The 25,962-nt window shown below is 63.7% G+C and carries 25 protein-coding genes and 1 pseudogene; 10 read left to right on the top strand and 16 right to left on the bottom strand.

Annotated elements, in window-relative coordinates:
• The first annotated feature begins 15 nt into the window (after positions 1 to 15).
• On the top strand, positions 16 to 387 hold the full coding sequence (locus HDG37_RS22720; RefSeq protein ID WP_260334964.1) for a contact-dependent growth inhibition system immunity protein: 372 nt from the start codon (positions 16 to 18) through the stop codon (positions 385 to 387).
• A gap of 91 nt (positions 388 to 478) precedes the next feature.
• Here the strand turns inward: HDG37_RS22720 and HDG37_RS22715 are convergent, their stop codons facing one another.
• From HDG37_RS22715 to HDG37_RS22685, 7 genes are all read right to left on the bottom strand, one after another.
• Positions 479 to 1,216 carry an SDR family oxidoreductase gene (locus tag HDG37_RS22715; protein WP_184051493.1) on the bottom strand — a complete coding sequence of 246 codons (738 nt, stop codon included), beginning with the start codon at positions 1,214 to 1,216 and terminating at the stop codon, positions 479 to 481.
• On the bottom strand, positions 1,213 to 2,757 hold the full coding sequence (locus tag HDG37_RS22710) for an FGGY-family carbohydrate kinase (protein ID WP_184051491.1): 1,545 nt from the start codon (positions 2,755 to 2,757) through the stop codon (positions 1,213 to 1,215). The genes HDG37_RS22715 and HDG37_RS22710 overlap by 4 nt, the downstream gene beginning before the upstream one ends.
• Before the next feature lie 31 nt (positions 2,758 to 2,788).
• A complete protein-coding gene (locus HDG37_RS22705; protein WP_184023044.1) occupies positions 2,789 to 3,877 on the bottom strand; it encodes an alcohol dehydrogenase catalytic domain-containing protein in 1,089 nt (362 codons plus the stop codon).
• Between the two features lie 40 nt (positions 3,878 to 3,917).
• Positions 3,918 to 4,925: an ABC transporter permease gene (locus HDG37_RS22700; RefSeq protein ID WP_184051489.1), complete on the bottom strand. Its 1,008-nt coding sequence runs from the start codon at positions 4,923 to 4,925 to the stop codon at positions 3,918 to 3,920.
• A complete protein-coding gene (locus tag HDG37_RS22695) occupies positions 4,912 to 6,432 on the bottom strand; it encodes a sugar ABC transporter ATP-binding protein (protein WP_184051487.1) in 1,521 nt (506 codons plus the stop codon). Before HDG37_RS22695 ends, HDG37_RS22700 begins: the two co-directional genes overlap by 14 nt.
• 61 nt (positions 6,433 to 6,493) lie before the next feature.
• On the bottom strand, positions 6,494 to 7,447 hold the full coding sequence (locus tag HDG37_RS22690) for a substrate-binding domain-containing protein (RefSeq protein ID WP_184051485.1): 954 nt from the start codon (positions 7,445 to 7,447) through the stop codon (positions 6,494 to 6,496).
• A gap of 111 nt (positions 7,448 to 7,558) precedes the next feature.
• Positions 7,559 to 8,536, bottom strand: coding sequence for an AraC family transcriptional regulator (locus tag HDG37_RS22685; protein ID WP_184051483.1), 978 nt, complete (start codon positions 8,534 to 8,536; stop codon positions 7,559 to 7,561).
• A gap of 377 nt (positions 8,537 to 8,913) precedes the next feature.
• Between HDG37_RS22685 and dalD the strand changes: the two genes are divergently transcribed.
• The 3 genes from dalD (at position 8,914) to HDG37_RS22670 (ending at position 12,909) form a co-directional block, all read left to right on the top strand.
• Positions 8,914 to 10,335, top strand: a complete 1,422-nt coding sequence (gene dalD / locus HDG37_RS22680) for a D-arabinitol 4-dehydrogenase (protein ID WP_184051481.1) — start codon at positions 8,914 to 8,916, stop codon at positions 10,333 to 10,335.
• A gap of 67 nt (positions 10,336 to 10,402) precedes the next feature.
• A complete protein-coding gene (xylB, locus tag HDG37_RS22675; protein ID WP_184051479.1) occupies positions 10,403 to 11,884 on the top strand; it encodes a xylulokinase in 1,482 nt (493 codons plus the stop codon).
• A 77-nt stretch (positions 11,885 to 11,961) separates the two neighbouring features.
• The gene (locus tag HDG37_RS22670; protein ID WP_184051477.1) at positions 11,962 to 12,909 is read left to right on the top strand and encodes a sugar-binding transcriptional regulator; all 948 of its coding nucleotides are present in this window, start codon (positions 11,962 to 11,964) and stop codon (positions 12,907 to 12,909) included.
• A 68-nt stretch (positions 12,910 to 12,977) separates the two neighbouring features.
• Here HDG37_RS22670 and HDG37_RS22665 read toward each other — a convergent pair whose 3' ends face one another.
• From HDG37_RS22665 to HDG37_RS22655, 3 genes and pseudogenes are all read right to left on the bottom strand, one after another.
• A complete protein-coding gene (locus tag HDG37_RS22665; protein ID WP_184051475.1) occupies positions 12,978 to 13,268 on the bottom strand; it encodes a contact-dependent growth inhibition system immunity protein in 291 nt (96 codons plus the stop codon).
• Positions 13,269 to 13,289: 21 nt separating this feature from the next.
• Positions 13,290 to 13,700, bottom strand: a complete 411-nt coding sequence (locus HDG37_RS22660; RefSeq protein ID WP_184051473.1) for a hypothetical protein — start codon at positions 13,698 to 13,700, stop codon at positions 13,290 to 13,292.
• A gap of 15 nt (positions 13,701 to 13,715) precedes the next feature.
• Positions 13,716 to 14,547 (bottom strand): annotated as a pseudogene (locus tag HDG37_RS22655) (RNase A-like domain-containing protein).
• A gap of 296 nt (positions 14,548 to 14,843) precedes the next feature.
• Here HDG37_RS22655 and HDG37_RS22650 point away from each other — a divergent pair.
• Both HDG37_RS22650 and HDG37_RS22645 read left to right on the top strand, forming a co-directional pair.
• Positions 14,844 to 15,677, top strand: a complete 834-nt coding sequence (locus HDG37_RS22650; protein WP_184051469.1) for an RNase A-like domain-containing protein — start codon at positions 14,844 to 14,846, stop codon at positions 15,675 to 15,677.
• 17 nt (positions 15,678 to 15,694) lie between these two features.
• Positions 15,695 to 15,979: a contact-dependent growth inhibition system immunity protein gene (locus HDG37_RS22645; protein WP_184051467.1), complete on the top strand. Its 285-nt coding sequence runs from the start codon at positions 15,695 to 15,697 to the stop codon at positions 15,977 to 15,979.
• Positions 15,980 to 16,219: 240 nt separating this feature from the next.
• Here the strand turns inward: HDG37_RS22645 and HDG37_RS22640 are convergent, their stop codons facing one another.
• The 6 genes from HDG37_RS22640 to HDG37_RS22615 form a co-directional block, all read right to left on the bottom strand.
• On the bottom strand, positions 16,220 to 17,329 hold the full coding sequence (locus HDG37_RS22640; RefSeq protein ID WP_090801678.1) for an ABC transporter ATP-binding protein: 1,110 nt from the start codon (positions 17,327 to 17,329) through the stop codon (positions 16,220 to 16,222).
• An 87-nt stretch (positions 17,330 to 17,416) separates the two neighbouring features.
• Positions 17,417 to 18,118 carry an HAD family phosphatase gene (locus HDG37_RS22635; RefSeq protein ID WP_184051465.1) on the bottom strand — a complete coding sequence of 234 codons (702 nt, stop codon included), beginning with the start codon at positions 18,116 to 18,118 and terminating at the stop codon, positions 17,417 to 17,419.
• Complete coding sequence (locus HDG37_RS22630; RefSeq protein WP_090801681.1) at positions 18,115 to 18,990, bottom strand: carbohydrate ABC transporter permease; 876 nt, start codon at positions 18,988 to 18,990, stop codon at positions 18,115 to 18,117. Before HDG37_RS22630 ends, HDG37_RS22635 begins: the two co-directional genes overlap by 4 nt.
• Positions 18,987 to 19,922 carry a carbohydrate ABC transporter permease gene (locus HDG37_RS22625; protein ID WP_090801682.1) on the bottom strand — a complete coding sequence of 312 codons (936 nt, stop codon included), beginning with the start codon at positions 19,920 to 19,922 and terminating at the stop codon, positions 18,987 to 18,989. Before HDG37_RS22625 ends, HDG37_RS22630 begins: the two co-directional genes overlap by 4 nt.
• Positions 19,923 to 20,089: 167 nt before the next feature.
• Complete coding sequence (locus tag HDG37_RS22620; protein ID WP_184051463.1) at positions 20,090 to 21,412, bottom strand: sugar ABC transporter substrate-binding protein; 1,323 nt, start codon at positions 21,410 to 21,412, stop codon at positions 20,090 to 20,092.
• Between the two features lie 97 nt (positions 21,413 to 21,509).
• Complete coding sequence (locus HDG37_RS22615) at positions 21,510 to 22,289, bottom strand: L-iditol 2-dehydrogenase (RefSeq protein ID WP_184006440.1); 780 nt, start codon at positions 22,287 to 22,289, stop codon at positions 21,510 to 21,512.
• Positions 22,290 to 22,587: 298 nt separating this feature from the next.
• Here HDG37_RS22615 and HDG37_RS22610 point away from each other — a divergent pair, with 298 nt between their 5' ends.
• From HDG37_RS22610 to HDG37_RS22595, 4 genes are all read left to right on the top strand, one after another.
• On the top strand, positions 22,588 to 23,085 hold the full coding sequence (locus tag HDG37_RS22610) for a Fur family transcriptional regulator (protein ID WP_184051461.1): 498 nt from the start codon (positions 22,588 to 22,590) through the stop codon (positions 23,083 to 23,085).
• Positions 23,086 to 23,176: 91 nt separating this feature from the next.
• The gene (locus HDG37_RS22605; RefSeq protein ID WP_184051459.1) at positions 23,177 to 24,166 is read left to right on the top strand and encodes a metal ABC transporter solute-binding protein; all 990 of its coding nucleotides are present in this window, start codon (positions 23,177 to 23,179) and stop codon (positions 24,164 to 24,166) included.
• Positions 24,163 to 25,113, top strand: coding sequence for an ABC transporter ATP-binding protein (locus tag HDG37_RS22600; protein WP_184051457.1), 951 nt, complete (start codon positions 24,163 to 24,165; stop codon positions 25,111 to 25,113). Before HDG37_RS22605 ends, HDG37_RS22600 begins: the two co-directional genes overlap by 4 nt.
• A complete protein-coding gene (locus HDG37_RS22595; protein WP_184051455.1) occupies positions 25,106 to 25,888 on the top strand; it encodes a metal ABC transporter permease in 783 nt (260 codons plus the stop codon). Before HDG37_RS22600 ends, HDG37_RS22595 begins: the two co-directional genes overlap by 8 nt.
• Positions 25,889 to 25,962 lie beyond the last annotated feature (74 nt).

Here is a 25,962-nt window from a genome sequence, read left to right as displayed (position 1 = left end):
TCAGAGGGTTTCGATATGCCCGGTGCCGCCGACGACGAAGGACTGAAGGTTGTGCTGAGTGCTCAGCAACTAGCGGCTGTGCTATCCGGCCAGTCGATCAATCTGAGATACGAAAATTTGTATCAATTGATTGGTGGCCGCTTCCATGAAGATTTCGACTTGTTCGGAAACACAATTGAGGAATTGGTTTTGTCTTTTACATGCGAATGCACACCGGAAGAGATTAGCGCGACGGTGGCCGAGATAGACCGATTCAAGAGCGATCATGCGGGGAACCTTGACGCAGCATTTGAGGAAAATTTTGGCTACCAGTGCGATCCGACAGCGTGGGAGCAGACCACCGAGGCTTTCCTTGACAAGCTTAAGCGTCTTCTTCTGAGTGAGTAGCCCGCACTTCCTCCCACCGGACGGCCCCACCGTCTGGTAGGGCTTGCGCGTACTTCCATTTCACCCGGCAACCGACAGTGCCTGACACCCGCTAGCGCGCGGTATAACCACCATCGATCGGCAAACACACCCCGCTGATCATCGACGCCGCGTCGCTCAACAGAAACAGAATCGGCGCGGCAACTTCCGCCGATTCGGCAAAGCGCCTGAGCGGAATCGCCTGCAAAGCGGGATCGCGTTTGACAGGATCGCTCCACGCCAGCACCGCCATCGGCGTCAGCGTGACCGTCGGGTTCACGCTGTTCACGCGAATTCCGTACGGCCCCAGCTCGATGCACAACGCGCGCGTGACTGCATCGAGCGCGGCCTTCGACGCCGAATAGCTCAGATGATCGTCGAGCGCGACGAGCGCGGCCTGGCTCGACACGTTGACGATGCTGCCCGCGCGCCCCGCGTCGAGCATGCCACGCGCGACGTGCTTCGCGACCAGCACCGCCCCGCGCGCATTCACCGCCATCACGCGATCGAAGCTTGCGGCCGTCGTTTCCACCGCGCGTTCGAGCAACGCGATGCCCGCGCAATTCACCAGACCGTCGAACGGTTCGAGCGAGGCCATTGCTTCGTCGATCGCGGCTTCGTCGCTGATGTCGAGCCTCAACGGCTCGCAGCCGGTTCCCTCGGCGAGCCGCGCGAGCTCGTTCACGTTGCGCGCGGCCGCGACGACCGACGCGCCGCTCGCGCACAGCACCTCGACCGTCGCGCGGCCGATGCCGCTGGAGGCGCCCGTCACCAGAATCGAGCGGCCGGAAAAATCGAAAGTAGCGTTCATGACGATTGCAAGCGATGCATGACCGGCTTCAACGCCGGATAGAGGTCCGTGTACACGCCGAAGCGCTCTTCGTATAGCGCCATGCGCCTTGCGTCGGGCTGCGCGCGCTCGATCAGCGTGACCCAGCCGCCTTGCGCCGCTTCGCGCGACACGAGGCCGACGCCGAGCGCGGCAAGCAGCGCGGCGCCCATCGCGGCTTCGACGTCCTGCTCGATCGTGTAGACCGGATAGCCGGTGACGTCGGCGATGATCTGCATCCACAGGTCCGAATGCGCGGCACCGCCGACCACGATCAGCTTGTCGTCGAGCGATTGCGCGCCTTCGCGCCCCGCCTCGATGTTGTGCTTCAGCGCGAACGACACGCCTTCGAGCACGGCGCGATACAGATGCGCGCGCGTATGAAACAGCGACAACCCGACGAACGCGCCGCTCGCTTTCGCATCCCACACCGGGCTGCGCTCGCCCATCAGATACGGCAGGAACAGCACGCCGTCGGCGCCGGCCGGCACTTGCGCGGCGCTCTCTTCGAGTAGCCGATGCGGATCGCCATGCGGTGTCGCGCGCGCGGCCTCGATCTCCGCATGACAGAACTGCTCGCGATACCAGGTGACCGACGCGCCCGCGGTAATCGCGCCACCGAATACGTAGATGTCGTGCTGCCCGTTGAAAACGTGCGGCATGCTGATCAAACCGTGCCGTGCGTCGACACGCTGATTGATGTAACCCCAGCACATGCTGGTGCCGATCATCGCGACGTGCTGCCCCGCGCGCGTGACGCCGGCCGCGAACGTCGCCATCGCCGCATCGACGCCGCCCGCGACGATCGCGGTGCCCGCGTCGAGCCCGAGCTGCGCGGTCCATTGCGACAACAGCCCGCCCACCACCTCCGACGATTCGACGAGCCGCTCCGGCATCATCGTCGCGGGAATGCCGAGCATGTCGAGGGCTTCGTCCGACCAGTCGCGCCGCGCGATATCGTAGACGCCGCCGATATTGCCGGCCGAGCTGTGATCGACGGCGACCTCGCCGGTCAGCATGTAGATCACGTATGCGTTCGGCGGCAAAAAATAGCGCGTATGCGCCCACACGTCCGGCTCGTTCTCGCGCAGCCACAGCATCTTCGTGTAACCGTAGTAGCTGTCCACCCCGTTGCCGGTGATCGTATAGAGCCGTTCGAGATCGACGTTCTCGCGCACCCAGTCGACCTGCGCGGTCGCGCGCCGGTCCATCCAGATCAGGCACGGCGCGAGCGGCCGCATGTCGTTGTCGACCGCAATGCCCGAGCCGCCGTACAGGCTACTCACGCACAGTGCCTTGATCGCGCCCGGCGCGACGCCGGCCGCCTTCGCCTCGCCGACGCACGCGGCCACGCATTCGACCACGGCCTTCAGCCACACCGCGGGCCACTGCTCGGCCCACAATGGCTTCGGCGTATCGGGCTGATAGCTCGACGCATGCTGCGCGACGATCGCGCCGTGCTCGTCGACCAGCAGCGCCTTCGTGCTCTGCGTGCCGATATCGACGCCGATGACGTAGTTCATAGAGTCTCCGTTGAAACGCCGCGCCCCAGATTCACGCGCGCGGCTTCATCAGCACCTTGATCGAATCGAGCGAGTTCGCGATCCTGATCGCTTCGTCCCATTCTTCCAACGAAAAGCCGTGCGTGACGATGCCCTTCGACGTAACGAGTCCGCGCGCGAGCAGATCGATTGCGATCGGATAGCAATAGGGCCCAAGATGCGCGCCGCGCACGTCGAGTTCCTTGCGATCGCCGATCACCGACCAGTCGAGCGTCGTATCCGCGCCGAACACCGAGAATTCGACGAAGCGCCCGAGCTTGCGGATCAGGTCCATCCCCTGATTCACCCCGATCGGCGCACCCGTCGTTTCGATATAGACGTCGCAGCCGTAGCCGTCCGTCAGTGAATGGATGATCGCGAGCGCGTCGTCCTTCCGAGGATTGATCGTCACGTCCGCGCCATATTCGCGCGCGAGTGCGAGCCGTTCTTCGACGAGATCGATCACGACGAGCTGCTTCGGCGTCTTCAGATGCGCGACCTGCGTCATCATCAGACCGAGCGGCCCCGCGCCCGCGATCACGACCACGTCGTCGAGTTGCAGATCGCCGCGATTGACCGTGTGAATCGCACACGCGAGCGGCTCGATGATCGCGGCGTCTTCGAGCGAGATGCCGTCGGGAATCTTGTGGACGATCGCGGTCGGCGGAATGCGCATGTACTCGGCCATGCCGCCGTCCGCCACCTCGCGCTGAAAGCCGAAGATGTTGTGCACTTCGCACATCCAGTACTGGCCGGATTTGCAGTAGCGGCACTTGCCGCACGGCACGATCTGCTCGGCGATCACGCGCTCGCCCTTCTGCACGCCGAAATGCTCGGCCGCGCCCTCGCCCAGTTCCTCGACATAGCCGAAGAACTCATGACCCGGAATCACCGGTGCCTTGACCCATGGGCTCGGGCCGCCCCAGAACATCTTCGCGCCCGAATGGCATTTGCAGTCGCTCGCGCAGATGCCGCACGCGGCGATGCGGATCACGAGTTCGTGCGCGCGCGCGCGTGGTTTCTGTACCTGCTCGACTCGATAGTCTTTCGGTGCATGACAGACGATGGCGGTCATGTTCTGCTGGTCGGATTGAGTCGTCATTGCATGGTCCTGCGAAAAGAGGGATGTGGGGAAGCGAGCGTTACTTTCTGCGCTCGCGGCTGATGTAGATTGCGAGCAGAATGATTCCGCCCTTGATCACGTTCTGCACGTACGGATTCACGCCGACCATGTTCAGGCCGTTATTCAGGACGCCGAGTAACAGCGCGCCGATCAGCGTGCCAATGATCGAGCCGCGCCCACCGGAGATCGACGTGCCGCCCATCACGACGGCGGCGATCGCGTCGAGTTCGAAACCGACGCCCGCGTTCGGCTGGCCGCTCATCAGGCGCGCGGTCAGCACGATCGCCGCGAACGCGGACGTCAAACCCGCGATCGTGTAGACGATCAGCTTCACGCGCGCCACACGTACGCCGGACAATCGCGTCGCCTGCTCGTTACCGCCGATCGCATACACATAGCGGCCAAACGGCATCCGTTCGAGCAGCACCCACGCGATCAGATAGATCACCGCCATGATCACGACCGGCGCCTGGACGCCGAGAATCTTGCCGCTGCCGAAGAAGCTGACCCAGTCGGGCAGACCATCGATCGGATAGCCGCCCGTGTAGATCAGTGCGAGGCCGCGCGCGATACCCATCGTCGCGAGTGTGACGATGATCGGCGGCATGCCGGCGAACGCGACGAAAAAGCCGTTGGCCGCGCCGAAGCCGAGACCGACCGCGAGGCCGACCGCAAGCGCGGCCACCCCATTCATGCCGGCGACCATCAGCCCGGCCGACAGCGTGCCCGAGAGCGCCATCACCGAGCCGACCGACAGATCGATGCCGCCCGTCAGGATCACGCAGGTCATGCCGACCGCGATGATCGCGTTAATCGACACCTGGCGCAGCACGTTCTCGATGTTCGCGGCCGACAGAAAGCTGTCGCTCGCGAACACCATTACGATGCACACGACCAGCAGACCGATGAACGGATAGAACAGCGTCGAGCGTTTCAGCGCGGCCCACGTGAAGCGCGCAGGCGCGCCCGGCGTGTCGCTGTTGACACTCGATGTTTTCGGCGAAGAGAAAGGATTAGGCATGTTCATGAGAGGCTCCAGCCGAACCGGCGGTCGCATAGGTCATCACGGCATTCGATTCGATCGCGTCGCCTTCGAGCAGCGCTTCGATGCGGCCCTGCCGGAATACGGCGACGCGGTCGCACATGCCGACGATCTCCGGCAACTCGGACGAGATCATGATGATCGAGTAGCCGCGCGCGGTCAGTTCGCGCATCAGCAGATAGATTTCGGCCTTCGCGCCGACGTCGATGCCGCGCGTCGGTTCGTCGAAGATCAGGATGTTGGTGTGGTGATTGAGCCAGCGCGCGATCACGACCTTCTGCTGATTGCCGCCCGACAGCGTCGCGACTTCGGTGTGCATGGTTGGGGCCTTCACGCCGACGCGCTTCATGATGTCGGCGGTCGCGCGCGCCTCGCTACGTTGGTCGATGAACAAACGTAGCGACCGGTACTTGCCGAGGTTGTTGATCGAGATGTTCTGTTTGATCGAGAACTCGGTAATGAGCCCATCGGTCTTGCGGCTCTCGGGCAGAATGCCGACGCCCGCGCGCAGCGCATCGGCCGGATCGGCGAGCTTTGCGGCCGCGCCGTTGACGCGAATTTCCTTCACATATGCGCGCTCCGCGCCGATCACCGCGAGCGCGGTCTCGGTGCGCCCCGAACCGACGAGTCCCGCGAAGCCGAGAATCTCGCCCTCGCGCAGCGTGAAGCTCAGCTCGGGGCTGTCTTTGAACAGCTGCAAGCGCACGACGTCGAGCACGACCTTCGCGTCGGCGCGCGGCGGCGGCTTCGGCGGAAAGCTGCTTTCGATGCGACGTCCCACCATCATCTGCACGAGCCGGCTCACGTCGGATTGCGCGACCTCGGTCGTGCCGACGTACTGGCCGTCGCGCAGCACCGTGATGCGGTCGCACACCTCGAAAATCTCTTCGAGGTGGTGCGAGATGAAGATCATCGCGACGCCCTGCTGCTTCAACTCGCGCATGATCGTGAACAGATGCGCGGCCTCGGCAGGCGTGAGCGTCGCGGTCGGTTCGTCGAGAATCAGCACGCGCGCATCGAGCGACAACGCCTTGCCGATTTCGACGAACTGCTGCTGCGCTACCGACAGTTCCCGGATCGGCACCGATAGATCGATCGCTACGCCAAGCCGCTCAAAAATTCGCGCCGCCGCGCGCCGCATTCTGCCGCGTTCGAGCAGACCGAAGCGGTTGCGCAATTCACGGCCGAGAAACATGTTCTCCACCGCGTTCAGATACGGAATCAGGCTGAACTCCTGAAACACGATACCGACGCCCGCGGCCACCGCGTCGTGATAGTTCGCGAAGTGGCGTTGCTCGCCGTCGAGCGTGATCGTGCCTTCGTCCGGCTGGTAGATGCCGCACAGAATCTTCATCAGCGTCGACTTGCCCGCGCCGTTCTCGCCGAGCAGCGCGTGAATCTCGCCGCGCGCGATCTCTAGGTGAATGCCTTGCAGCGCCTTCACGCCGGGAAAGCTCTTGCTGATGTTGTCGAGCTTCAGAATCGTGTCCATCGCGTGTTCCTCTGCCGCGGCCGCCGCGTGTGATCTCCATACGCGGCGGCCTGCGCTTGCATTACCAGCTGAAGCCCTTAGCGTTGCTCTTGTCGATCATCTTCACGTCGACCGGAATCGCTTTCGGCACATTGGCGCCCCACTTCTTCGCGAGCGCGATGCCGAGCGCGATGCGCACCTGGTCGGCCGGGAATTGCGCGGACGTCTCGACGAATTTCGAATTCGGCTTCTGGATCGCGGCGATCGCTTCCGGTGCGCCGTCGACGCTCGTCAGCTTGATGTCCTTGCCCGACGATTCGATCGCCGACAGCGCGCCCATCGAGCCGCCGTCGTTCACGCTGAACACGCCCTTCAGGTTCGGGTGCGCCTGAATCATGTTCTCGGTGACGGACAACGCGGTCGCGCGTTCCTGCTTGCCGTTCTGCGTATCGACGAGCTTCACGCCCGGCGACTTCGCGAGCGCCGCCTTGCAGCCGCGCACGCGTTCGAGAATCGGCACGACCGGAATGCCGTCGAGAATCGCCACTTCGCCGCTGCCGCCGATCGACTTCGCGAGGTAGTCGCACGCCATCACGCCCGCGTCGTAGTTCTTCGAGCCGACGAACGAATCGACCGGACCGTTCGCGTTCGCATCGACCGCGACCACGACGACGCCCGCCTTCTTCGCCGACATGACCGCCGACTGGATGCCGGTCGAGTCGGTCGGATTGACGAGCAGGATGTCGATCTTCTTTTGCAGCATGTCTTCGACGTCGCTGACCTGCTTGCTGACGTCGTGATGCGCGTCGGTCACGATGACCGTCGCGCCGGTCGACGCGGCCGCGTCGTTCAGCGCTTTCTGCATCGTCACGAAGTACGGGTTGTTCAGTTCCTGGAACGTCATGCCGATTTTGAGCGGCGCGGCCTGCGCGGTCTGCGCGGCCGACACAGCGACTAGCGACAAACCGAACGCGAGCGCGGCGACACGGCGCGCGAACATCATCGAAGGGTTAAGCGAAAGAGTAGACGGCTTCATGGTTGTCTCCATTTTTTGAAGTGAGCACGCCCCGTCGCGCTGTGGGCGCACAGCGCGATCGATGCGTGTTGAAACGCGAGTGGAATAAAGCTGTGAACTACCGGGCGGGCACTATGTGACCGGGTACGCGACGCCGCTACGCGACAAGCCCGGCGCAAGCACGATCGCCGGCGCGTTGTCGATGCCCCTGCCATGCGCGGCCGCCTGCTCGGAAGCATCGCGGCTCGCATCGTTCAGCTGCTGATAACGGCGAAACGTCGACGGCGCCATGCCCTTCATCGCTAGAAACTGCCGGTTGAAATTCGACAGGTTGTTGAAGCCCGCCTTGAAGCAGATGTCGGTCACGCTCAGTTCGCCGTCGGTCAGCAACTGGCACGCGAGATTGATGCGCATGCGGTTCACGTACTGCACGAACGGCAGCCCGGTATGGCGGCGGAAATAACGCGAAAACGCGCTGACGCTCTGGCCGGCGAGTTGCGCAAGCTCCGACTCGCGCAACTCGTTCGCGAGGTTCTTGCCGATATACGCGAGCACGTGATTGATGCGGGTCGCCGCGAAGCTGGTCGGATCGGCCTGATAAGCGGGACTCGCGAGCGTGTCGCGATCCGGCGCGTTGATCAGGATCTCGAGCATCGACATGAACAGCACGAGCCGGCGCAGCCCGCGCGCCGCGAGCAGTTCGAGAAAGAGCGGCTTGATCTGCGCGGATGTCTCCAGACCGAACGACAGGCCGCGACGCGCGTCGGCGAGCAGCGCCTCGACCTGACGCCACTCCGGAAAACTCTCGAGACAGTTCGATACGAACTCCTGGCCAAACTGCACGACGAGATTGCGCTGCGCGACGCTCTCGCCTTCGGGCACGTCGCTGATCCAGTTGTGCGGCAGGTTCGGCCCCATCAACACGAGGTTGCCGGGCGCGAAGCTGCCGATGTGATCGCCGACGAACATCTTGCCGGTCGTCGCGACGATCAGATGGATTTCGTACTCCGGATGAAAGTGCCAGCGCACCGTGCGATACGGATAGCCATGCGACCACACTTTGAACGATTCGTCGTGGCGTACGGCCACGATTTCGAGATCAGGTTGCACTGTCTGCCTCCATGAAGCGGCGCGCGGGAGGCACCGCCGATCTTGATCTTGTAAAGCGAAAAGTAACCGCCAAACGCGTTGGCGACCACTTTAAAAGAAACCGCGGACCGATACTTTTTTGTATTCGGGTTAGCCCCGACGCGTGCGCGGTCAAATTTGATGCAATGCAATATGAGCGGCGCGACTCGTTTTCTCGCCTCGGGCGCTCGTCGCTGCCGCCGGCGCATCGCCCATGCCGCGCTGCGCCATCAAAAGCCCGCCCCTTGCCTTGACTTTCGTTTCTCCGGGTACGATCATTCGCTCACATACAGAGCAAATGCTCTACACGCACAGAACGCGCGCCGCGAGCGCCGCGGACAAGTTTTTGGAGACACAACATGAACAGCGGGCAAGGCAGCGGCGCGGCCGCACACGTGATCCTGCACATCGGCGCGGGATCGTTTCATCGCGCGCATCAGGCGTGGTATCTGCACCGGCTGAACGAAGCGAGCACGGCCGGCGAACCGCGCTGGTCGCTGAGCGTGGGCAATATCCGCGGCGACATGAATCCGGTGCTCGAAGCGCTCGCCGCGCAGAACGGCGTCTACACGCTCGAAACCGTCACGCCGCAAGGCGAGCGCGCCTACGAGACGATCCGCTCGATCGAGCGCGTGCTGCCGTGGAGCGAAAGCCTCGACGGACTGATCGACGCGGGCGCCGATCCAGCTTGCAAGATCATCGCGTTCACCGTGACCGAAGGCGGCTATTACCTCGACGAACACGACCGGCTCGACACCGCGAATGCCGATCTCGCCGCCGACCTCGCCGGCGGCCACACGACGATCTACGGCGCGCTCGCGGCGATTCTCGACGCGCGCGTGAAGCGCGGCGCGGGACCCGTCACGCTGCAGACCTGCGACAACCTGCGCAGCAACGGCGAGCGCTTTCATGCGGGCATGAGCGAGTTTCTCGAACGACGCGGCGCGAACGAACTCGCGCAATGGTTCGACGACAACACGTCATGCCCGTGTTCGATGGTCGATCGCATCACGCCGCGTCCGACGCCCGACGTGCGCGAGCGCGTCAAGGCCGCGACCGGCGTCGACGACGCGAGTCCGGTGATGGGCGAGGCGTTCATCCAGTGGGTGATCGAAGACCGCTTCATCGCGGGACGGCCCGCCTGGGAGAAGGTCGGCGCGGAACTCGTCGATTCGGTGCTGCCGTACGAGGAAGCGAAGATCCGCATTCTCAACGCGACGCATAGCTGCATCGCGTGGGCGGGCACGCTGGTCGGCCTGAACTACATTCACGAAGGCACGCTCGACGCCGACATCCGCCAGTTCGCGTACGACTACGTGACCGAGGACGTGATCCCGTGTCTGACGCCGAGTCCGCTCGATCTCGAACGCTATCGCGACGTCGTGCTCGAGCGCTTCAGCAACCCGCATATCCTCGACACGAACCAGCGCGTCGCCGCCGATGGCTTCTCGAAGTTGCCCGGCTTCATCGCGCCGACACTCGCCGAATGCTTCGAGCGCGGCGTCACGCCGGCGGCGAGCGCGATGCTGCCCGCGTTGTTCTTCCGCTTTCTGGAACGCTGGCACACGGGCAAGCTACCCTACGCGTATCAGGACGGCGTGATGGACGAGCGCGTCGCGCACGCCTTTTTCACGGCGCCCGATCCGCTGCGCGCGTTCGCGGCCGACCGGCTGCTGTGGGGCGGCATGGCGCAGACGCCCGAGCTCGAAGCGGCGCTCGCTGGCGCGCTCGCGCGGGTCGACGCATGGCTCGCCGAACGCGGCGCGACTAGCCAGGCTTAATGCGCATGACAGCGCGCGCGATGAACCGCTAAAGTAGCGCATCCCCAACGACGAAGGTTTCGCTCCCATGTACCTTGGCATCGACCTCGGCACGTCCGAAGTGAAAGTTCTGCTGCTCGCCTCCGACGGCCGCGTGATCGGCACCGCCGGCTCGCCGTTCACCGTTTCGCGTCCGCACCAGCGCTGGGCCGAGCAGAATCCCGAAGACTGGTGGGCCGGCACGCGCACGGCGCTCGCCGCGTTGCGCGCGCGTCATCCCGACGAATTCGCGCGGATTCGCGGCATCGGCCTGTCGGGGCAGATGCACGGCGCGGTGCTGCTCGACGCGGAAAACCGCGTGCTGCGGCCCGCGATCCTGTGGAACGACATGCGCAGCGACAAGGAGTGCGCGGAGCTGACCGAGCGCGCGCCGGAACTGCACAGCGTCGCCGGCAATCTGGCGATGCCCGGTTTCACGGCGCCGAAGCTGCTGTGGGTCGCGCGTCACGAGCCGGAGATTTTCGCGAGGACTGCCTGCGTGCTGCTGCCGAAAGACTATCTGCGCCTGCAACTGACGGGCGGCAAGGTGTCCGATCCATCGGACGCGGCCGGCACATTGTGGCTCGACGTCGCGAAACGCGATTGGTCCGATTCGCTGCTCGCTGCCTGCAACATGACGCGCGCGCAGATGCCGGCGCTGCGCGAAGGCAGCGCGCCGGCCGGCACGTTGCTGCCGGAACTCGCGCGCGAATTCGGCCTGCGCGACGACGTGATCGTCGCGGCCGGCGGCGGCGACAACGCGACCAGCGCGATCGGCATCGGCGCGACGCAACCGGGCGACGGCTTCGTGTCGTTGGGCACCTCGGGCGTGCTGTGCGTGGTCGGCGACAGCTTCCGCCCGAACCCGGCCTCCGCCGTGCACGCGTTCTGTCATGCGATCCCGGACCGCTGGCATCAGATGAGCGTGGTGCTGTCGGCGGCGAGCTGTTTGCGCTGGGTCTGCAAGCTGACGTCGACCGACGAGCCGACGCTGCTCGCCGAAATCGAGGCGCTGCCCGCCGAGGCCTTGACCACCGCGCCGCTCTTTTTGCCGTATCTGTCGGGCGAGCGCACGCCGCACAACGACCCCTATGCGCAAGGCGTATTCTTCGGCATGACTCACGCAACCGACCGCGCGCTGCTCGGCTACGCGGTGCTCGAAGGCGTGACGCTCGCGCTGACCGACGGCCTCGACGCCCTGCGCGCGGCCGGCACCGAGGCGAAGGTGTTGTCGCTGCTCGGCGGCGGCGCACGCAGCGACTACTGGGCCCAGTTGCTCGCCGATGCGCTCGACACCGTCACCGTCAAGCACGGCGGCGGCGAAACCGGCGCGGCGCTCGGCGCGGCGCGTCTCGGCTGGCTCGCCGCCGGTGGCGAGCCGGCCACCGTGCTGACCAAGCCGCCTGTCGAAAAGGAGTTCACGCCGAATCCGCGCCGCCACGCGCAATTGCGCACCCGGCTCGAAGCGTATCGCGCGCTGTATCGCCACGTACGGCCGCTGTTCGATCCCGCGCGCGCACCGCTCGCCTGAGCGTCAACCGCGGCCGGCCCGCGCGACAGACGCGCCGCCGGCCGCTATCATCGGCGCACTTCAACCGAAACCTCATCGTGCCCAGGTCCACAGAAAAACTCGATCTCGCCACACGCGCCGCGTGGCTTTATTACGTCGCGGGCAATACCCAGAACGAAATCGCCGAGAAGCTGCAGGTATCGCGGCCGGTCGCGCAGCGGCTCGTCGCGTTCGCGGTCGAAAAGAACCTGATCCGCGTGCGGGTCGATCACAAGCTCGCTGATTGCCTGTCGCTCGCCGATCAGCTGTCGAAGCGCTATGGCCTCAGCATGTGCGAGATCGTGCCGATCGACGGCGATACGCCCGAGGAAGTCGACCGTAAGCTCGCGGTGGCCGGCGCGCAGGTGATGGAGCGCTATCTGAGCGAGGAAAAGCCGATGGTCGTCGCGGTCAGCAGCGGCCGCACGCTGAAGGCCGCGGTCGATCAGATCGCGCAGCTAGACCGTCCGCAGCATCGGTTGGTATCGATGGTCGGCGCGATCGCGCAGGACGGCTCCTCGAACCGTTACGACGTCGCGCTGCACATTTCGGAAAAGACCGGGGGCAAGTATTTTCTGCTGCCCGCGCCGCTGCTCGCCGACAGCGAGGCCGAGCGCGCGCAGTGGTGCAATCACCGTCTCTATCGGATCGTCGAATCGCTGTCGGCGCAGGCCGATGTCGCGTTCGTCGGCATCGGCAACATTGGGATGAGTTGTCCGTTGCACGAGGACGGCTTCATCACGGAAGGCGAGGTGAACGAGTTGATGCACAACGGCGCGGTCGCCGAAATGCTCGGCCTGCCAATCGATGCGGCCGGCGCGCACGTCGAATCGCCGACCGGCCGACGCGTGACGAGCATTGCGCTCGACACGCCGCCGCGCCGGCCGACCATCGGCTTCGCGGGCGGGCTGCGCAAGCGCGAGGCGCTGATCGCGGTGCTCAAGGGGGGGTGGTTGTCGGGGCTCGTGACCGACGAGGTGTGCGCGCGGGCAGCGTTGGAGGCGTGAAACGGTGCCCGCAGAAGAAGCGGGCGCGATCGGTGTAGACGCGCCGTAAGTTGGCGTAGCCGAGAGTGTTACTCGCTCAGGATCTGCTTCAACTCCATAAGAAGCGAGGCGGTCGTGTGACCCCACAGGTCTGGCGAACAATCTTGGCCGTAAGCCTCGTCAAATGCCTTGTCCAGATCTGGATGTTCGCCCTTGAATCGCTCTATCTCGGACAGCACCCTTTCATGCGCGTCCACAGGCGTCCCCTGTTTGTAGCATTCAACGACCTCCGCGAGTGTGTCTCCTGAAAGGTCGTAATCCTGATTGAGGTAGGCTCGGAAGAAATGACCAAGCTCTGGATAAGTTGACTGGTTTTTCATGACTTAACCGAAGACGTCAAATCAATCTTCATCTTCAAGCCAGATACAGAAATATCGCCCATCCCCACTACTTATAACAATACCTGAGTCAAAGGTCGAGCCCGTAAGACCATTCCACGAATCCGATGATGGTGATTCCTTGTTCGAAAAATACCTACTTTCTTTTGATTCATTTTCAGAAATTATTTTTTCAGCAAGCTCTTCCGCTTTACTCCTGCCCATGCATTCACAATCATAAGCCTGCCCTTTCCATAGCAGGTTCGTGAGAATAGCAACGGCCCCGGCTCTATCATGGCGCACAAGCATCGCCTCATCTTGAGTCAGGCCGAATTTGGACAGTACCAGGGACAGGTCATTTGAATAGTCCAGTACATTGGAAATTCTAACCATCGTTGGGCCTCTCGCCGCGAGGATATCTGCGATTAGACTCATTTTCACTTCCCTAAATTAGGCATCCAGATAAGCGGTGAGAATATAGTATGGCATTCCATTGTATGCCTGATGTCGAAGAATAACAGTGACCTTGCTCGAACTTATCAAGTTTTTTGATTTTTTGAACAAGGTGTAGCCAACATTTTTCCCGACATCTTTCTTTAAAGCCAAATCTCGTGATGGTGAAGCAACCCACGACTTTATCGCAATGGCGTTCGCCTGCATCGTCTCCGAGATGGCCCATTCCGCCGCAGCAATATTCGCAAATGACGAGACCCGATCTCGCCACGGTTCCTTCAACAATCTCTCTGAGAATTGTGCCTCAGTGCGCCCCACATGTTTCAGCAGCGTGTGCCCGCCAATCCCGCTGCCCGCCTTCGCTTCGTGCATCATCAAGTTGATCCGGCCCAATGTGATCTCGGACGCCCGCACTGCCTTGATCGATCCCGCCACGCCTGCCGACACTGCGATATCGAGCGACAGGCCGATATTGTTGGCCATGTCGGGGCTGGCCTTTATAGTTTCGGCCAACTTCGCTGTACCGCGTTGGATCAGCGTGGAGGAATCTCGCCCGGTCCAAACCTGTCGCAGACCTGCTGCTGCGGTATCCGAGCCATGCACGCCAAACACAATGCACCCGGCCTTGCTTGCCATCGTCGGCTCTGGCAGCACGCATAACGCACCCGCGCCGACCATTTCCAATACTCCGCCGACAACCTGCAAACCGCCCCATAAACGGTTCGAAAGCATCTCAGTCTGGCTAATCGACTGACGGGCCCAGAACGGCCGCCATTTGCGGGGCGCTCAGTACGACGCGGACGCCGTCTGACTCATTCACCTGTGACATGCAAAATTCCTCTTCTTTTTTTCTCGGACTTTCACATTAACCGGTGGATTCACTGTCCGGCTATGGGCGAAGGATGATTCGGAGAGAAGGGGAAAGTCTGGTGTAGCGGCCCGCTGTAGTGATGCAGGACAGGATATGACCGGAAAATCGCGGCGTGCGTGATGTTGCGCCTGGTCCCGCCCGATGCAGAACAGGCACCGTGCATCGGGCTACGGAAAATTCGGAGTCGTCCGAATCTTGAGAGACGGTCAGCACGGCAGCATCGGAACCCCATAAAGACATAAGAGGGTTTCGATATGCCCGGTGCTGATAACGCCGAGGGAGTGAAGGTCGTACTGAGTGCTCCGCAACTTGCGGCCGTGCTATCCCGCCAGTCGATCAGCCAGACGGAGATGCTTTCCAACCGGCTTTGGGGCGGGTTGCAGGTCGTCGGCGGCGTGCTGGAAATGGTTGGTGCGGGTGCGTTGTGCGTCTTGCCCGACCCGACGATGGCGAGCAAAGCCGGGTGTGTCGTGTTCGGGGTACATGGTTCGGACTCGGCGGCGGCGGGCCTGCGGCAGGTCTGGACTGGTCAGGACACGGTCACGCTGACCCAGCAGGGCACGACGAAACTCGCTGAAGCGATGAAGGCGAGCCCCGACATGGCGAACAATATCGGCCTGTACCTCGATATCGCCGTGCCATTCGGCTTTGCTGGCTCGATCAGGGCGGCACGCGCTGCGCGCGTCACGATGGGCCGGGTTAACCTGCAAATGCACGAGGCAAAAGCGGGCAGCCGGATCGGTGGACATACGCTTTTGAAACATGTCGGGAGGACTGAAGCGCAGTTGCGGGAGAGGCTCAGGCTGGAGCCGGAAAAGAAAGTAGTTTCGTCTTTCGTAAATCTTGAGGAGGCGGAGTGGGCTATATCGGAAACAATGCGCGCAAATGCCTTGCAGATTCACGCATGGACAAAAGCAGCACCAAACCGGGTTTTGACGCTGAGAAAGGACGTTGCAAGAAAAGTTGGATACGCATTGGTCAGGAAGACCGACAGGTTGGTAGATAGCAGTAAAGTGGAGGTTGTCTTGAAGTACGGGGCGTATAACGGGATGCCGTACTACATCCTCACAGCTATGCTCGATAAGTGATTGGTGGGTATTGATGCATGAAATATTACGATCTGGGGCAATTGATCCTTGGCTACTTCAATGAAGATTTCGACTACTGGGGAAACACAATTGAAGAGTTGGTCCGGGCTTGTGCAAGCGGATGCACGCCAGACATGATCAACGCGACGGTGGCCGACATAGACCGGTTCAAGAGAGATCATGCTGGAAATCTTGACGCGGCCTTCGAGGAGGAATTTGGCTACCAGTGCGATCCGACAGCGTGGGAGCAGACCACTGAGGCTTTCCTTGACAAGCTTAAGCGTCTTCTTCTGAGTGAGTAGCCTGCGCTTCCTCGCACCAGAGGGCTCCCCGCCGTCCGGTAGGTTTTCCGCGCTTTTCATTTCACCTGGCAACCCAAAGCGCGTAACGCCCTCTAGCGACAGCGCTTTGCGTGCGCCTCACGCACCGCCAAGGCGCGCCAACGCGCGTGCGGGCTCGCCGCCCTCCATCCTGAAAGCGCAAACCTTGCCCGCAACAGACGGCGCGTGCGCCTCCTGCTTATGCAATCCGTCATCGCGCGATCACGCCGCCAGCACCTCAACAATCTTGCGCTGGAACGCCTTGCCTTCGCTATCAAACAGATGGCAATGCTCGGGCGTCGCGCCCAGCTTCTGCGTATTGCCCTTCGCATGCCGTTCGAGCGGCGGAATCCGCGCGATCAAACCCTCGGGCGCGACGCTCGACTCCGCGTACAGATATGCGGCATCGCCGAGCGATTCGACCGTCATCGTGCGTGCCTCGATACCATCCTCGGTCGTGCTGACGTGCAGATGCTCGGGGCGGATGCCGACCGTCACCTTGTCGCCCTGCTTGGCCGCGCCCGGCTCGACCAACACGCGCTGCGTCTCGCCGGTCTCGTAACGCACCGAGACGCCGTCATGCGACACCGACTGCACGACGCCTTCCATGAAGTTCATCTTCGGCGAGCCGATGAAGCCGGCGACGAAGCGGTTCGCCGGCGCGTGATACAGCATCGTCGGACTGCCAACCTGCTCCAGATTGCCCGCCGACAACACGACGATCTTGTCGGCCAAAGTCATCGCCTCGACCTGGTCGTGCGTCACGTAGATCATCGTCGTCTTCAGCTCGTCGTGCAGGCGCGCGAACTCGAGGCGCATCTTCACGCGCAGCGCGGCGTCGAGATTCGACAGCGGCTCGTCGAACAGAAACACCTTCGGCTTGCGCGTGATCGCGCGGCCGATCGCGACGCGCTGACGCTGGCCACCCGACAGCTGCTTCGGCTTGCGATCGAGCAGATGGTCGATGTGCAGGATCTTCGCCGCGTTGCGCACGGCTGAGTCGATCTCCGGTTTTTTCGCGCCGGCGAGCTTCAGGCCGAACGCCATGTTGTCGTACAGCGTCATGTGCGGATACAGCGCGTACGACTGGAACACCATTGCGATGCCGCGCTTGGCCGGCGGCACGTCGTTCATGCGCACGGCGTCGATGTTCAGATCGCCGCCCGTGATGTCCTCGAGGCCCGCGATCATCCGCATCAGGGTCGATTTGCCGCAACCGCTCGGCCCGACGAACACGACGAACTCGCCATCGGCGATGTCGAGATTGATGTCGCGCATCACTTCGTTTTCGTCGTAGGCCTTTCTGATGTTGCGCAAGGTTACGCTTGCCATGATGTGTCTCCGTGTAATGCCGTTCGATGCTGCTCGTTACTTCATGCTGCTACCTGATGCCGTGTCACGTCGCGTGCATTCGTGCGCTCATGGCGCCGCGGCCGTCGCGCAGAGCGTCCATTGCGCGACGAGGTCGGGCAACTGCCGCATGTCCTCGAACACGTGACGCGCGCCCGCCGCGTGCAATCGATCGATCTGCGCATCGCTCGCATGACCGCCGCCGATAAAGCCCAACACCGCCATGCCCGCCGTGGCCGCCGCCGTGACGCCGGTCACGCTGTCCTCGACGACGAGGCACGCACCCGGCGCGAGCCCGAAGCCTTGCGCCGCCGCCAGGTACACGTCCGGCGCGGGCTTCGGATTCGGCACCGCGTCGGCGCAGAACAGCCGCTCGCCGAAGAAACGCTTCAGGCCCGTGCGCGCCAGCACCGTCTCGACGTAGGGCCGGAAGCTATTGCTCGCGCAGCCTTTGACGAGCGGCACCTGGGTCAGCGCCATCTCGATGCCGTCGACGGCGGGCGCCTCGATCGCCGCCGCTTCGACCGCGCGGCGGATCGCATCGATATCGTCGGCGCCGAGCTGTTTGCCGAGCTGAGTCGCGGTGTCCTGCAACACGCGCTCGATGCGCAGCCCGAGCAGCGGCAGCACGACCGGCGCGGCGTCGATGCCGGGCCAGCGCGCCTCGAGTTCGCGCACCAGCATGCGCGCGGCCACCGCTTCGCTGTCGATCAGCACGCCGTCGCAATCGCAGATCAACGCATAGCGCACGACGCCCGGGCCAACCGTCATTTGACGGCCCCGAACGTGAGCCCGCGCACCAACTGCTTCTGCGACAGCCAGCCGACGATCAGGATCGGCGCGACCGCCAGCAGCGAAGCGGCCGACAACTTGGCCCAGAACAAACCTTCAGGACTCGAATACGACGCGATGAACACGGTCAGCGGCGCCGCGTTCGAGCTCGACAGGTTGATGCTCCAGAACGCCTCGTTCCACGACAGGATCACGAGCAGCAGCGCGGTCGACGCGAGCCCGGGCAGCGCCATCGGCATCAGCAGATAGACGATCTCCTGCCACGTCGCCGCGCCGTCGATGCGCCCGGCTTCGAGAATGTCGCGCGGAATCTCGGCGAAGTACGTGAACGCCATCCAGACCGCGATCGGCAGATTGATCAGCGTGTAGACGATGATCAGGCCCGACACGGTATCCAGAAGGCCGGTGTTTTTCCACAGCAGATAGATCGGCACCAGCACGCCGACCGACGGCATCATCTTCGTCGACAGCATCCACAGCAGCACTTTCTGCGTGCGGCGCGTCGGGAAAAACGCCATCGCGTACGCGCACGGCACCGCGAGGATCAGGCACAGCAGTGTGACGCCGACCGAGATCAGTATCGAGTTCCACGCGAACGCGAAGTAGTTGCTGCGCGCGAACACCTCGCGGAAGCTGTCGAGCGTCGGCACGAAAAACAGCGACGACGCATAGGCCTGCTGCTCGGTCTTGAACGCGGTGATCGTCATCCAGAAGATCGGGAAGAACAGCAGCAGCGCGACGAGCCACGCGATCACGCCGGGAATGCCGCGACGAATCGTGTCGAACGGCGATTTGGTCGGCACCGCGACCGGCTGCGTCGTCGATGCCGTAGTGGAGGCAACGTGGCTCATTTTTCGTACTCCCCTTTCAGGTTCTTCGCGAGCATCCGCACGAGGAAGATCGACACGATGTTGGCCAGCACGACCGCGAGAATACCGCCCGCCGAGGCGAGACCGACGTCGAACTGTTGCAGGCCCAGCGCGAAGATCAGGTACGACAGGGTGGTGGTCGCGTTGCCCGGACCGCCGCCCGTGGTCGTATAGATCTCGGCGAAGATCGACAGCAGAAAAATCGTCTCCATCATCACGACGACCGCGATCGCACGTCGCAGGTGCGGCAGCGTGATGTAGAAGAACATCGAGAACGGACCGGCGCCGTCGATCTTCGCGGCTTCCTTCTGCTCCTGGTCGAGCGACTGGATCGACGTGAACAGGATCAGGAACGCGAACGGCAGCCACTGCCACGCGACGATCATGATCACCGCGGTGAGCGGATAGTCGGCGAACCAGTCGATCGGCTGCATGCCGAGCGCCCGCATGCCCTGCGCGACGAGGCCGTACACCGGGTGCAGGATCATGTTCTTCCAGATCAGCGCGCTGACCGTCGGCATCACGAAGAACGGGCCGATCGCGAGCAGGCGGGCCACACCCTGCCCGTAGAACTTGCGGTCGAACAGGATCGCCATCAGCACGCCGCCGCCCACGGTGATCACGAGCACCCATACGATCAGCTCGATCGTATGCGCGATCGACGGACCGAACGACGGATCGGTCGCGAGATAGCGGTAGTTGTCGAGACCGGCGAAGCCGCGCAGATCGGGATTGAGCAGGTTGTAGTGCGAGAACGAGAACCAGATCGTCATCGCGAGCGGAATGACCATCCACAGCACGAGCACGCCGACCGACGGCGCCACGAGCCAGCGGGCCGAATTGGCCTTACGCTCCTCGCGTTCTTTTTCTGTCTGGGGATGGGTTTGCATCAGAGGTAGGCGCAAAGGACGCATGATGGACCACCTGTTCGGTAATGCGCGGAGCGTTCGCCGGAGCCGCGTATGTGCGACGCGGCGTGCCGTGCCTGAATGGCGCACGACACGCGCCGCATCGCATGGGCGCAGACGAACGGCCGCCCTGCTGCATGAGCCGCATCGGTCGATGCGGCGGGCCTGCCGGGTTACTTCTGATAACCCGCCTGCTTGACCGCGCGATTCGCGGCCGCGTTGCCGGCCGCGAGTGCCTGGTCGACCGTCATCTGACCGGCGATCGCGCCGGAGATGCTCTGCCCAACCACCGTGCCGAACGACTGGAATTCGGGAATTCCGACGAACTGCACACCCGTGTACGGGACCGGCTTCAAGGTCGGATGATCCGGGTCGGCGGTCTGGATCGCCTTTAGCACGAAGTCGCCGAACGGCGCGGCCTGCTTGTACTCGGGGCGCGCGTAGGTGGACTCGCGCGTGCCCGGCGGCACCGAGGCCCAGCCCTCATCCTTCGCGACCATGTCAATGTACTCCTTCGAGGTCGCCCACTCGATGAACTTCTTCGCCGCATCTTGCTGCTTCGACGACTTCGGAATCGCGAGCGCCCACGCCCACAGCCAGTGCGAGCCCTTCGGCGTGACCTCGATCGGCGCAGCCGCGAAGCCGACCTTGTCGGCGATCTGCGACTGCTGCTTGTTGTAGAGCATGCCGGCCGCGACCGTCGCGTCGATCCACATCGCGCACTTGCCCGACGACATCAGCGTCAGGTTTTCGTTGAAGCCGTTCGAGCTCGCTCCCGGAGGACCGTCCTTCCTCAGCAGATCGACGTAGAACGTTATCGCCTTCTTCCATTCCGGCGAGGTCAGCTGCGCGTGCCACTTCTCGTCGAACCAGCGGCCGCCGAAGGTGTTCACGACCGTCGTGGCGTACGCCATATTCTCGCCCCAGCCCGCCTTGCCGCGCAGGCAGATGCCGTATTGCTCCTTGGACTTGTCGGTGAGCTTGTCGGCGAATTGGGCGATCTGGTCGTAGGTCGGCTGGTCGGGCATCTTCAGACCGGCCTTGTCGAACAGATCCTTGCGGTAATAGGTCATCGAGCTTTCGACGTAAAACGGCAGCGCGTACAGCTGGCCGTTCGCGGACAGGCCGTCGCGGGCCGTCTTCACGACGTCGTTGAGGTCATAGCTCGCCGGCAGGTTGGTGATCGGCGCGAGCCAGCCGCGCTTGCCCCATTGCGGGGTTTCATACGCGCCGATCGTCATTACGTCGAACTGGCCGCTGCCGGTCGTGATGTCGGTCGTCGCGCGCTGACGCAGCACGTTTTCCTCGAGGATCACCCAGTTCAGCTTGATGTCCGGATTCGCTTTTTCGAACGCGGGCGACAGCTTCTTCAACTCGATCATGTCCGGATTGTTCAGCGTCGCGATCGTCACCGTCGCCGCCGATGCGCTCAGCGCGAAGCAGGTGGCCGCGCCGGCACCGGCTGCCTTCAGCGCGAATTTGAAAGCTGGTTTCATCGTTGTCTCCTTTCTCGTACGTTATGTGATGCTGCGTTCGTTTGACGGAATGACGCGCCGCTCAGAGCAGTCAACGTGCCCGCTCCCTGCTCTTGATTCAGCTCATCCAGTTGCCGCCGTCGACGTTCAGCGTCTGCGCGGTGATGTAGTCGGCATCGGCCGACGCGAGGAACAGCGCGGCGCCGGTCAGGTCGTCGGGCACGCCCATGCGGCCGAGCGGCACGGCCTCGCCGACGAGGCGCTTCTTCTCGCCGAGCGGCCGGTTCTCGTAGCGCGCGAACAGCGCGTCGACCTCGTTCCACATCGGCGTGTCGACGACGCCCGGCGCGATGCCGTTCACATTGATCTTATGCGGCGCGAGCGCGAGCGCCGCGGACTGCGTATAGCTCAACACCGCCGCCTTGGTCGCGCAGTAGTGCGACACGAGCGCCTCGCCGCGCCGCCCGGCCTGCGACGACATATTGATGATCTTGCCGCCACGGCCCTGCTCGACCATCTGCCGCGCGACCGCCTGCATCAGGAAGAACATGCCCTTCACGTTGACCGCGAACAGGCGGTCGAACACGTCCCAGGATTCGTCGAGAAGCGGGCGCATGTCGAACAGCGCCGCATTGTTGAACAGGATGTCGATCTGGCCGAAGCAGCCGAGCGTGCTCGTGACGATGCGCTCGATGTCCTCGCGGCGCCGGACGTCGGCGCTGACGCTCAACACGCGCTCGCCGTAGATGCCGCGCAGCGCGCCGCCGAGGCTGTCGGTCGGCTTCACGTCGACCAGCACGCAGCGCGCGCCCTCGTCGAGATAGCGCAGGGCTACCGCTTCACCGATACCGCTGGCCGCGCCCGTCAGAATGGCGACTTTGTCCTGCAATCGTGCCACTGCCTGTCTCCGCTTCGTTTTTACATGTTGGCGCGCGGTGAGCGAACGCTCATCACGCGAACAATTGCTCGGCTAGTGATCGAATGATCGGATACGGACCGAATCATGTCAAGGCACGCGGACGAATTTCGATGGTGCAGCGCGGCAGGAGCAAGCCCATTGCGCCATGGGTCGCCACGACGCGTTCGCTGCGTGCCGCCGAGCGAAGATTCGCGCCGCTGACAAAAAATCGCGCTACGTTATATCATTTCGACTTTGCAGCCCGCTCGGGGGCCGCCTTGTCAGGAGATTCACGCCGATGACTACCTCGCTCGCCGAACAGCACGCCTTGCGGCTTGCACATGCGGACGCGCACGCCGCGGCGCAGGGGCTCGCGCTGACGCCGCTGCGCCGCCAGGTGTACGCGGCGATCGTCGCGAGCGAGCGGCCGGTCGGCGCGTACGAGTTGCTCGACGCGCTCGCGCCCGAGCGCGGTCGCATGCCGCCGACCACCGTCTATCGCGCGCTCGACTTCCTCGTCGCGCACGGCTTCGTGCACCGGATCGAATCGAAGAACGCGTTCGTCGCCTGCTGCGAAATCGGCGTGCCGCATCGCAGCCAGTTCCTGATGTGCGACGGTTGCGGCGCGACCGTCGAGATTCCCGGCGACGAGCTCGCCGACCGCCTGTCGCACAGCGCACCCGCGCATGGCTTCGAGGTGCATCGTCAGGTGATCGAGCTAAGTGGACTGTGCGGGCCATGTGCGCGGGCGGCGAAGCCTGGCGGCGCCGGCGGCGCAGCAGGCAATTCGTCGTGATCAGATGCGCGGCGCCGCGCCAAGCGCCACCCCATATTTGGCCTTGCCACCGCGAGTGGCTGATTCAACTCTCACCCAGCAGGAAACAACGATGAAAACAACCGGCTTGATGTTGTCCAGAGCGCACCGCGCGCTGAAGCGTTCGACGTCTGTGCGCACCCATCTGTGCACCTGCCTGCTCGCGATCGCGGCGCTCGGCTTCGGCCACAACGCGTTCGCCGCCGACGCGAAAATTCCGGTCGTCGCCGCGGAGAACTTTTATGGCGACGTGGTCCGGCAACTCGGCGGCGATCGCGTCGACGTGACCAGCATCCTCAGCAACCCGGACCAGGACCCGCATCTGTTCGAAGCGAGCCCGGCCACCGCGCGCGCGTTGCAGCACGCGAGCCTCGTCGTCTACAACGGCGCCGACTACGATCCGTGGATGGCGAAGCTGCTGGCCGCGTCGAAAGGCGCGCATCGCACGGTGATCATCGCGGCCGACCTCGTCGGCAAAAAAGGCGGCGACAATCCGCACCTGTGGTACGACCCGGCGACGATGCCGAAAGTCGCGCGCGCGGTCTGCGACGCACTCAGCGCTGCTGACCCGGCGCACAAGCCGGCGTACGATGCGAACCTCGCGCAGTTTCTCGATTCGCTGAAGCCGATCGACGCGAAGGTCGCCGAGCTGCACGGCCGCTATGCGGGCTTGCCGGTCACGGCGACGGAGCCGGTGTTCGGCTATATGTCTGACGCGATTGGCCTCGCCATGCGCAACCAGCGCTTCCAGCTCGCCACGATGAACGACACCGAAGCGAGCGCGGCCGATATCGCCGCGTTCGAACGCGATCTGCGTGAGCGGCGCGTGCGCGTGCTGATCTATAACAGCCAGGCCACCGAGGCGCTGACCAAACGCATGCTGAAGCTCGCGCAACAATCGAAGGTACCGACGATGAGCGTCACCGAAACCCTGCCGGCCGGCAAGACCTATCAGACGTGGATGCTGACGCAGCTCGATGCATTGCAGAAAGCGCTCGCGGCGGGTGACACGAACGGCGCGATCGGCGCGACCAGCGCGGGCGCGAAAGGAAAGGCTCCATGATTCCGACTGGCCATCAAACGCCAGCAGGTGCGCAATCAGGCGCACCCACCGCGCGCGGCGACCGGCCCGTGCTCGAACTCGACAACGCGACGCTCGATCTGGGCGGCCGCACGATCCTGCGCGACACCAGCTTCGTCGTGAACCAGGGCGAGTTCATCGGCGTGCTCGGGCCCAACGGCGCGGGCAAGACGACGCTGATACGCGCGGTGCTCGGCCTCGTGCCGGCCGCGGGCGGCGCGATCCGCGTGCTCGGGCAGACGGTCGAGCGCGGCAACGCGTCGATCGGCTATATGCCGCAGACGCGCAGCGCGCTCGCCGGCCGTCGCGTGCGCGGCCGCGATCTGGTCGCGATGGCAGCCGATGGTCATCGCTGGGGCTTGCCGCATGCGGATGCAAAAACGCGCGCGGACGTCGATCGGGTGCTAGAGCTCGTCGGCGGGACGAATCTGTCGAAGCGGCCACTGTCGGAGTTGTCGGGCGGCGAACGGCAGCGGCTCCTGCTCGCGCAATGTCTGCTCGGCAATCCGAAACTGCTGCTGCTCGATGAACCGTTGATCAGTCTCGATCCGCATCACCAGAAGAGCGTCGTCGAACTGGTGCGGCGCGTGCAGCAGGAGCTCGGCATCGCGGTGCTGTTCTCCGCGCACGAACTCAATCCGCTGCTGAACTCGATCGATCGCGTGCTGTATCTCGGCAACGGCGTCGCGGCGCTCGGCACCGTCGACGAAGTGATCACGCGGCCGGTGCTGTCGCGTCTGTACGGCTCGCCGATCGACGTGATGCGCGTGAACGGCCGCATCTTCGTGATGTCGGGCGGCGTCGAAGTCGAGAAGCACGATCACGAGCACGAACACGACGAGGACGGCGGACATACGCATTCGCACAGCCACTCGCACAGTCACCCAGACCCGCACGACTCACGCGACGGACACACGCACGATGTTTGAATACGATTTCATGGTGAATGCATTCGCGGCCTCGGGGATCGTCGCGGTGCTGGCCGGCGTGGTCGGCTATTTTCTGGTGATGCGCGGACAGACGTTCGCGGGCCACGCGCTGTCGCACGTCGGCTTCACCGGCGCGACCGGCGCGGTGCTGATCGGCATCTCGCCTCTCTGGGGGATGATCGGCTTCACGCTCGCGGCCGGTGTGGGCATGGGCGCGCTCGGCGAACGGCTCGCCGGCCGCGACGTCGCGATCGGCGTAATCCTTTCCTTGTCGCTCGGCTTTGGGCTGCTGTTTCTGCATTTCTTCACCGCCTACGCGACGCAGGTGACGGCGCTGCTGTTCGGCAACGTGCTCGGCGTCAATGCAGCGACGCTCGGTGTGCTCGCGGCGTTGGGCGTCGTCAGTCTGGCCGCGCTCGCGGCCATCATGCGGCCGCTGCTGTTCGCGTCGCTGCAACCGGAGCTGGCCGAAGCGAAAGGCGTGTCGCTGCGCCGCGTGTCGGTGCTGTTTCTCGCGATCGCCGCGCTAGCCGTCGCCGCTTGCACGCAGATCGTCGGCGTGCTGCTCGTGTTCACGCTGATGGTGGGGCCGGCCGCCGCCGCGCAGAACCTGAGCACGCGGCTGTCGACGGGTCTCGTGCTCGCGGCCGGGTTCGCGCTCGCTCAGGCGTGGCTCGGGCTGACGCTCGCGTTCTATACCGATTGCCCGACGAGCTTCTGGATCACCGCGCTGTCGGCGGTGGTGTATGGCGGGAGTCTGTTGAAGCGGCATTGAGCGGCGCTTACGCCGATCAAATGAAAAAACGGCGGCACATGAAGTGCCGCCGTTTTTTTTGCCCCGCGTTTTAC

It is taken from the genome of Paraburkholderia sp. MM5384-R2, from assembly GCF_014201025.1.
Lineage (GTDB): Bacteria > Pseudomonadota > Gammaproteobacteria > Burkholderiales > Burkholderiaceae > Paraburkholderia > Paraburkholderia tuberum.
Note: the sequence above shows the minus strand (reverse complement) of the source record. Positions and strands in the feature narration are given on the sequence as shown.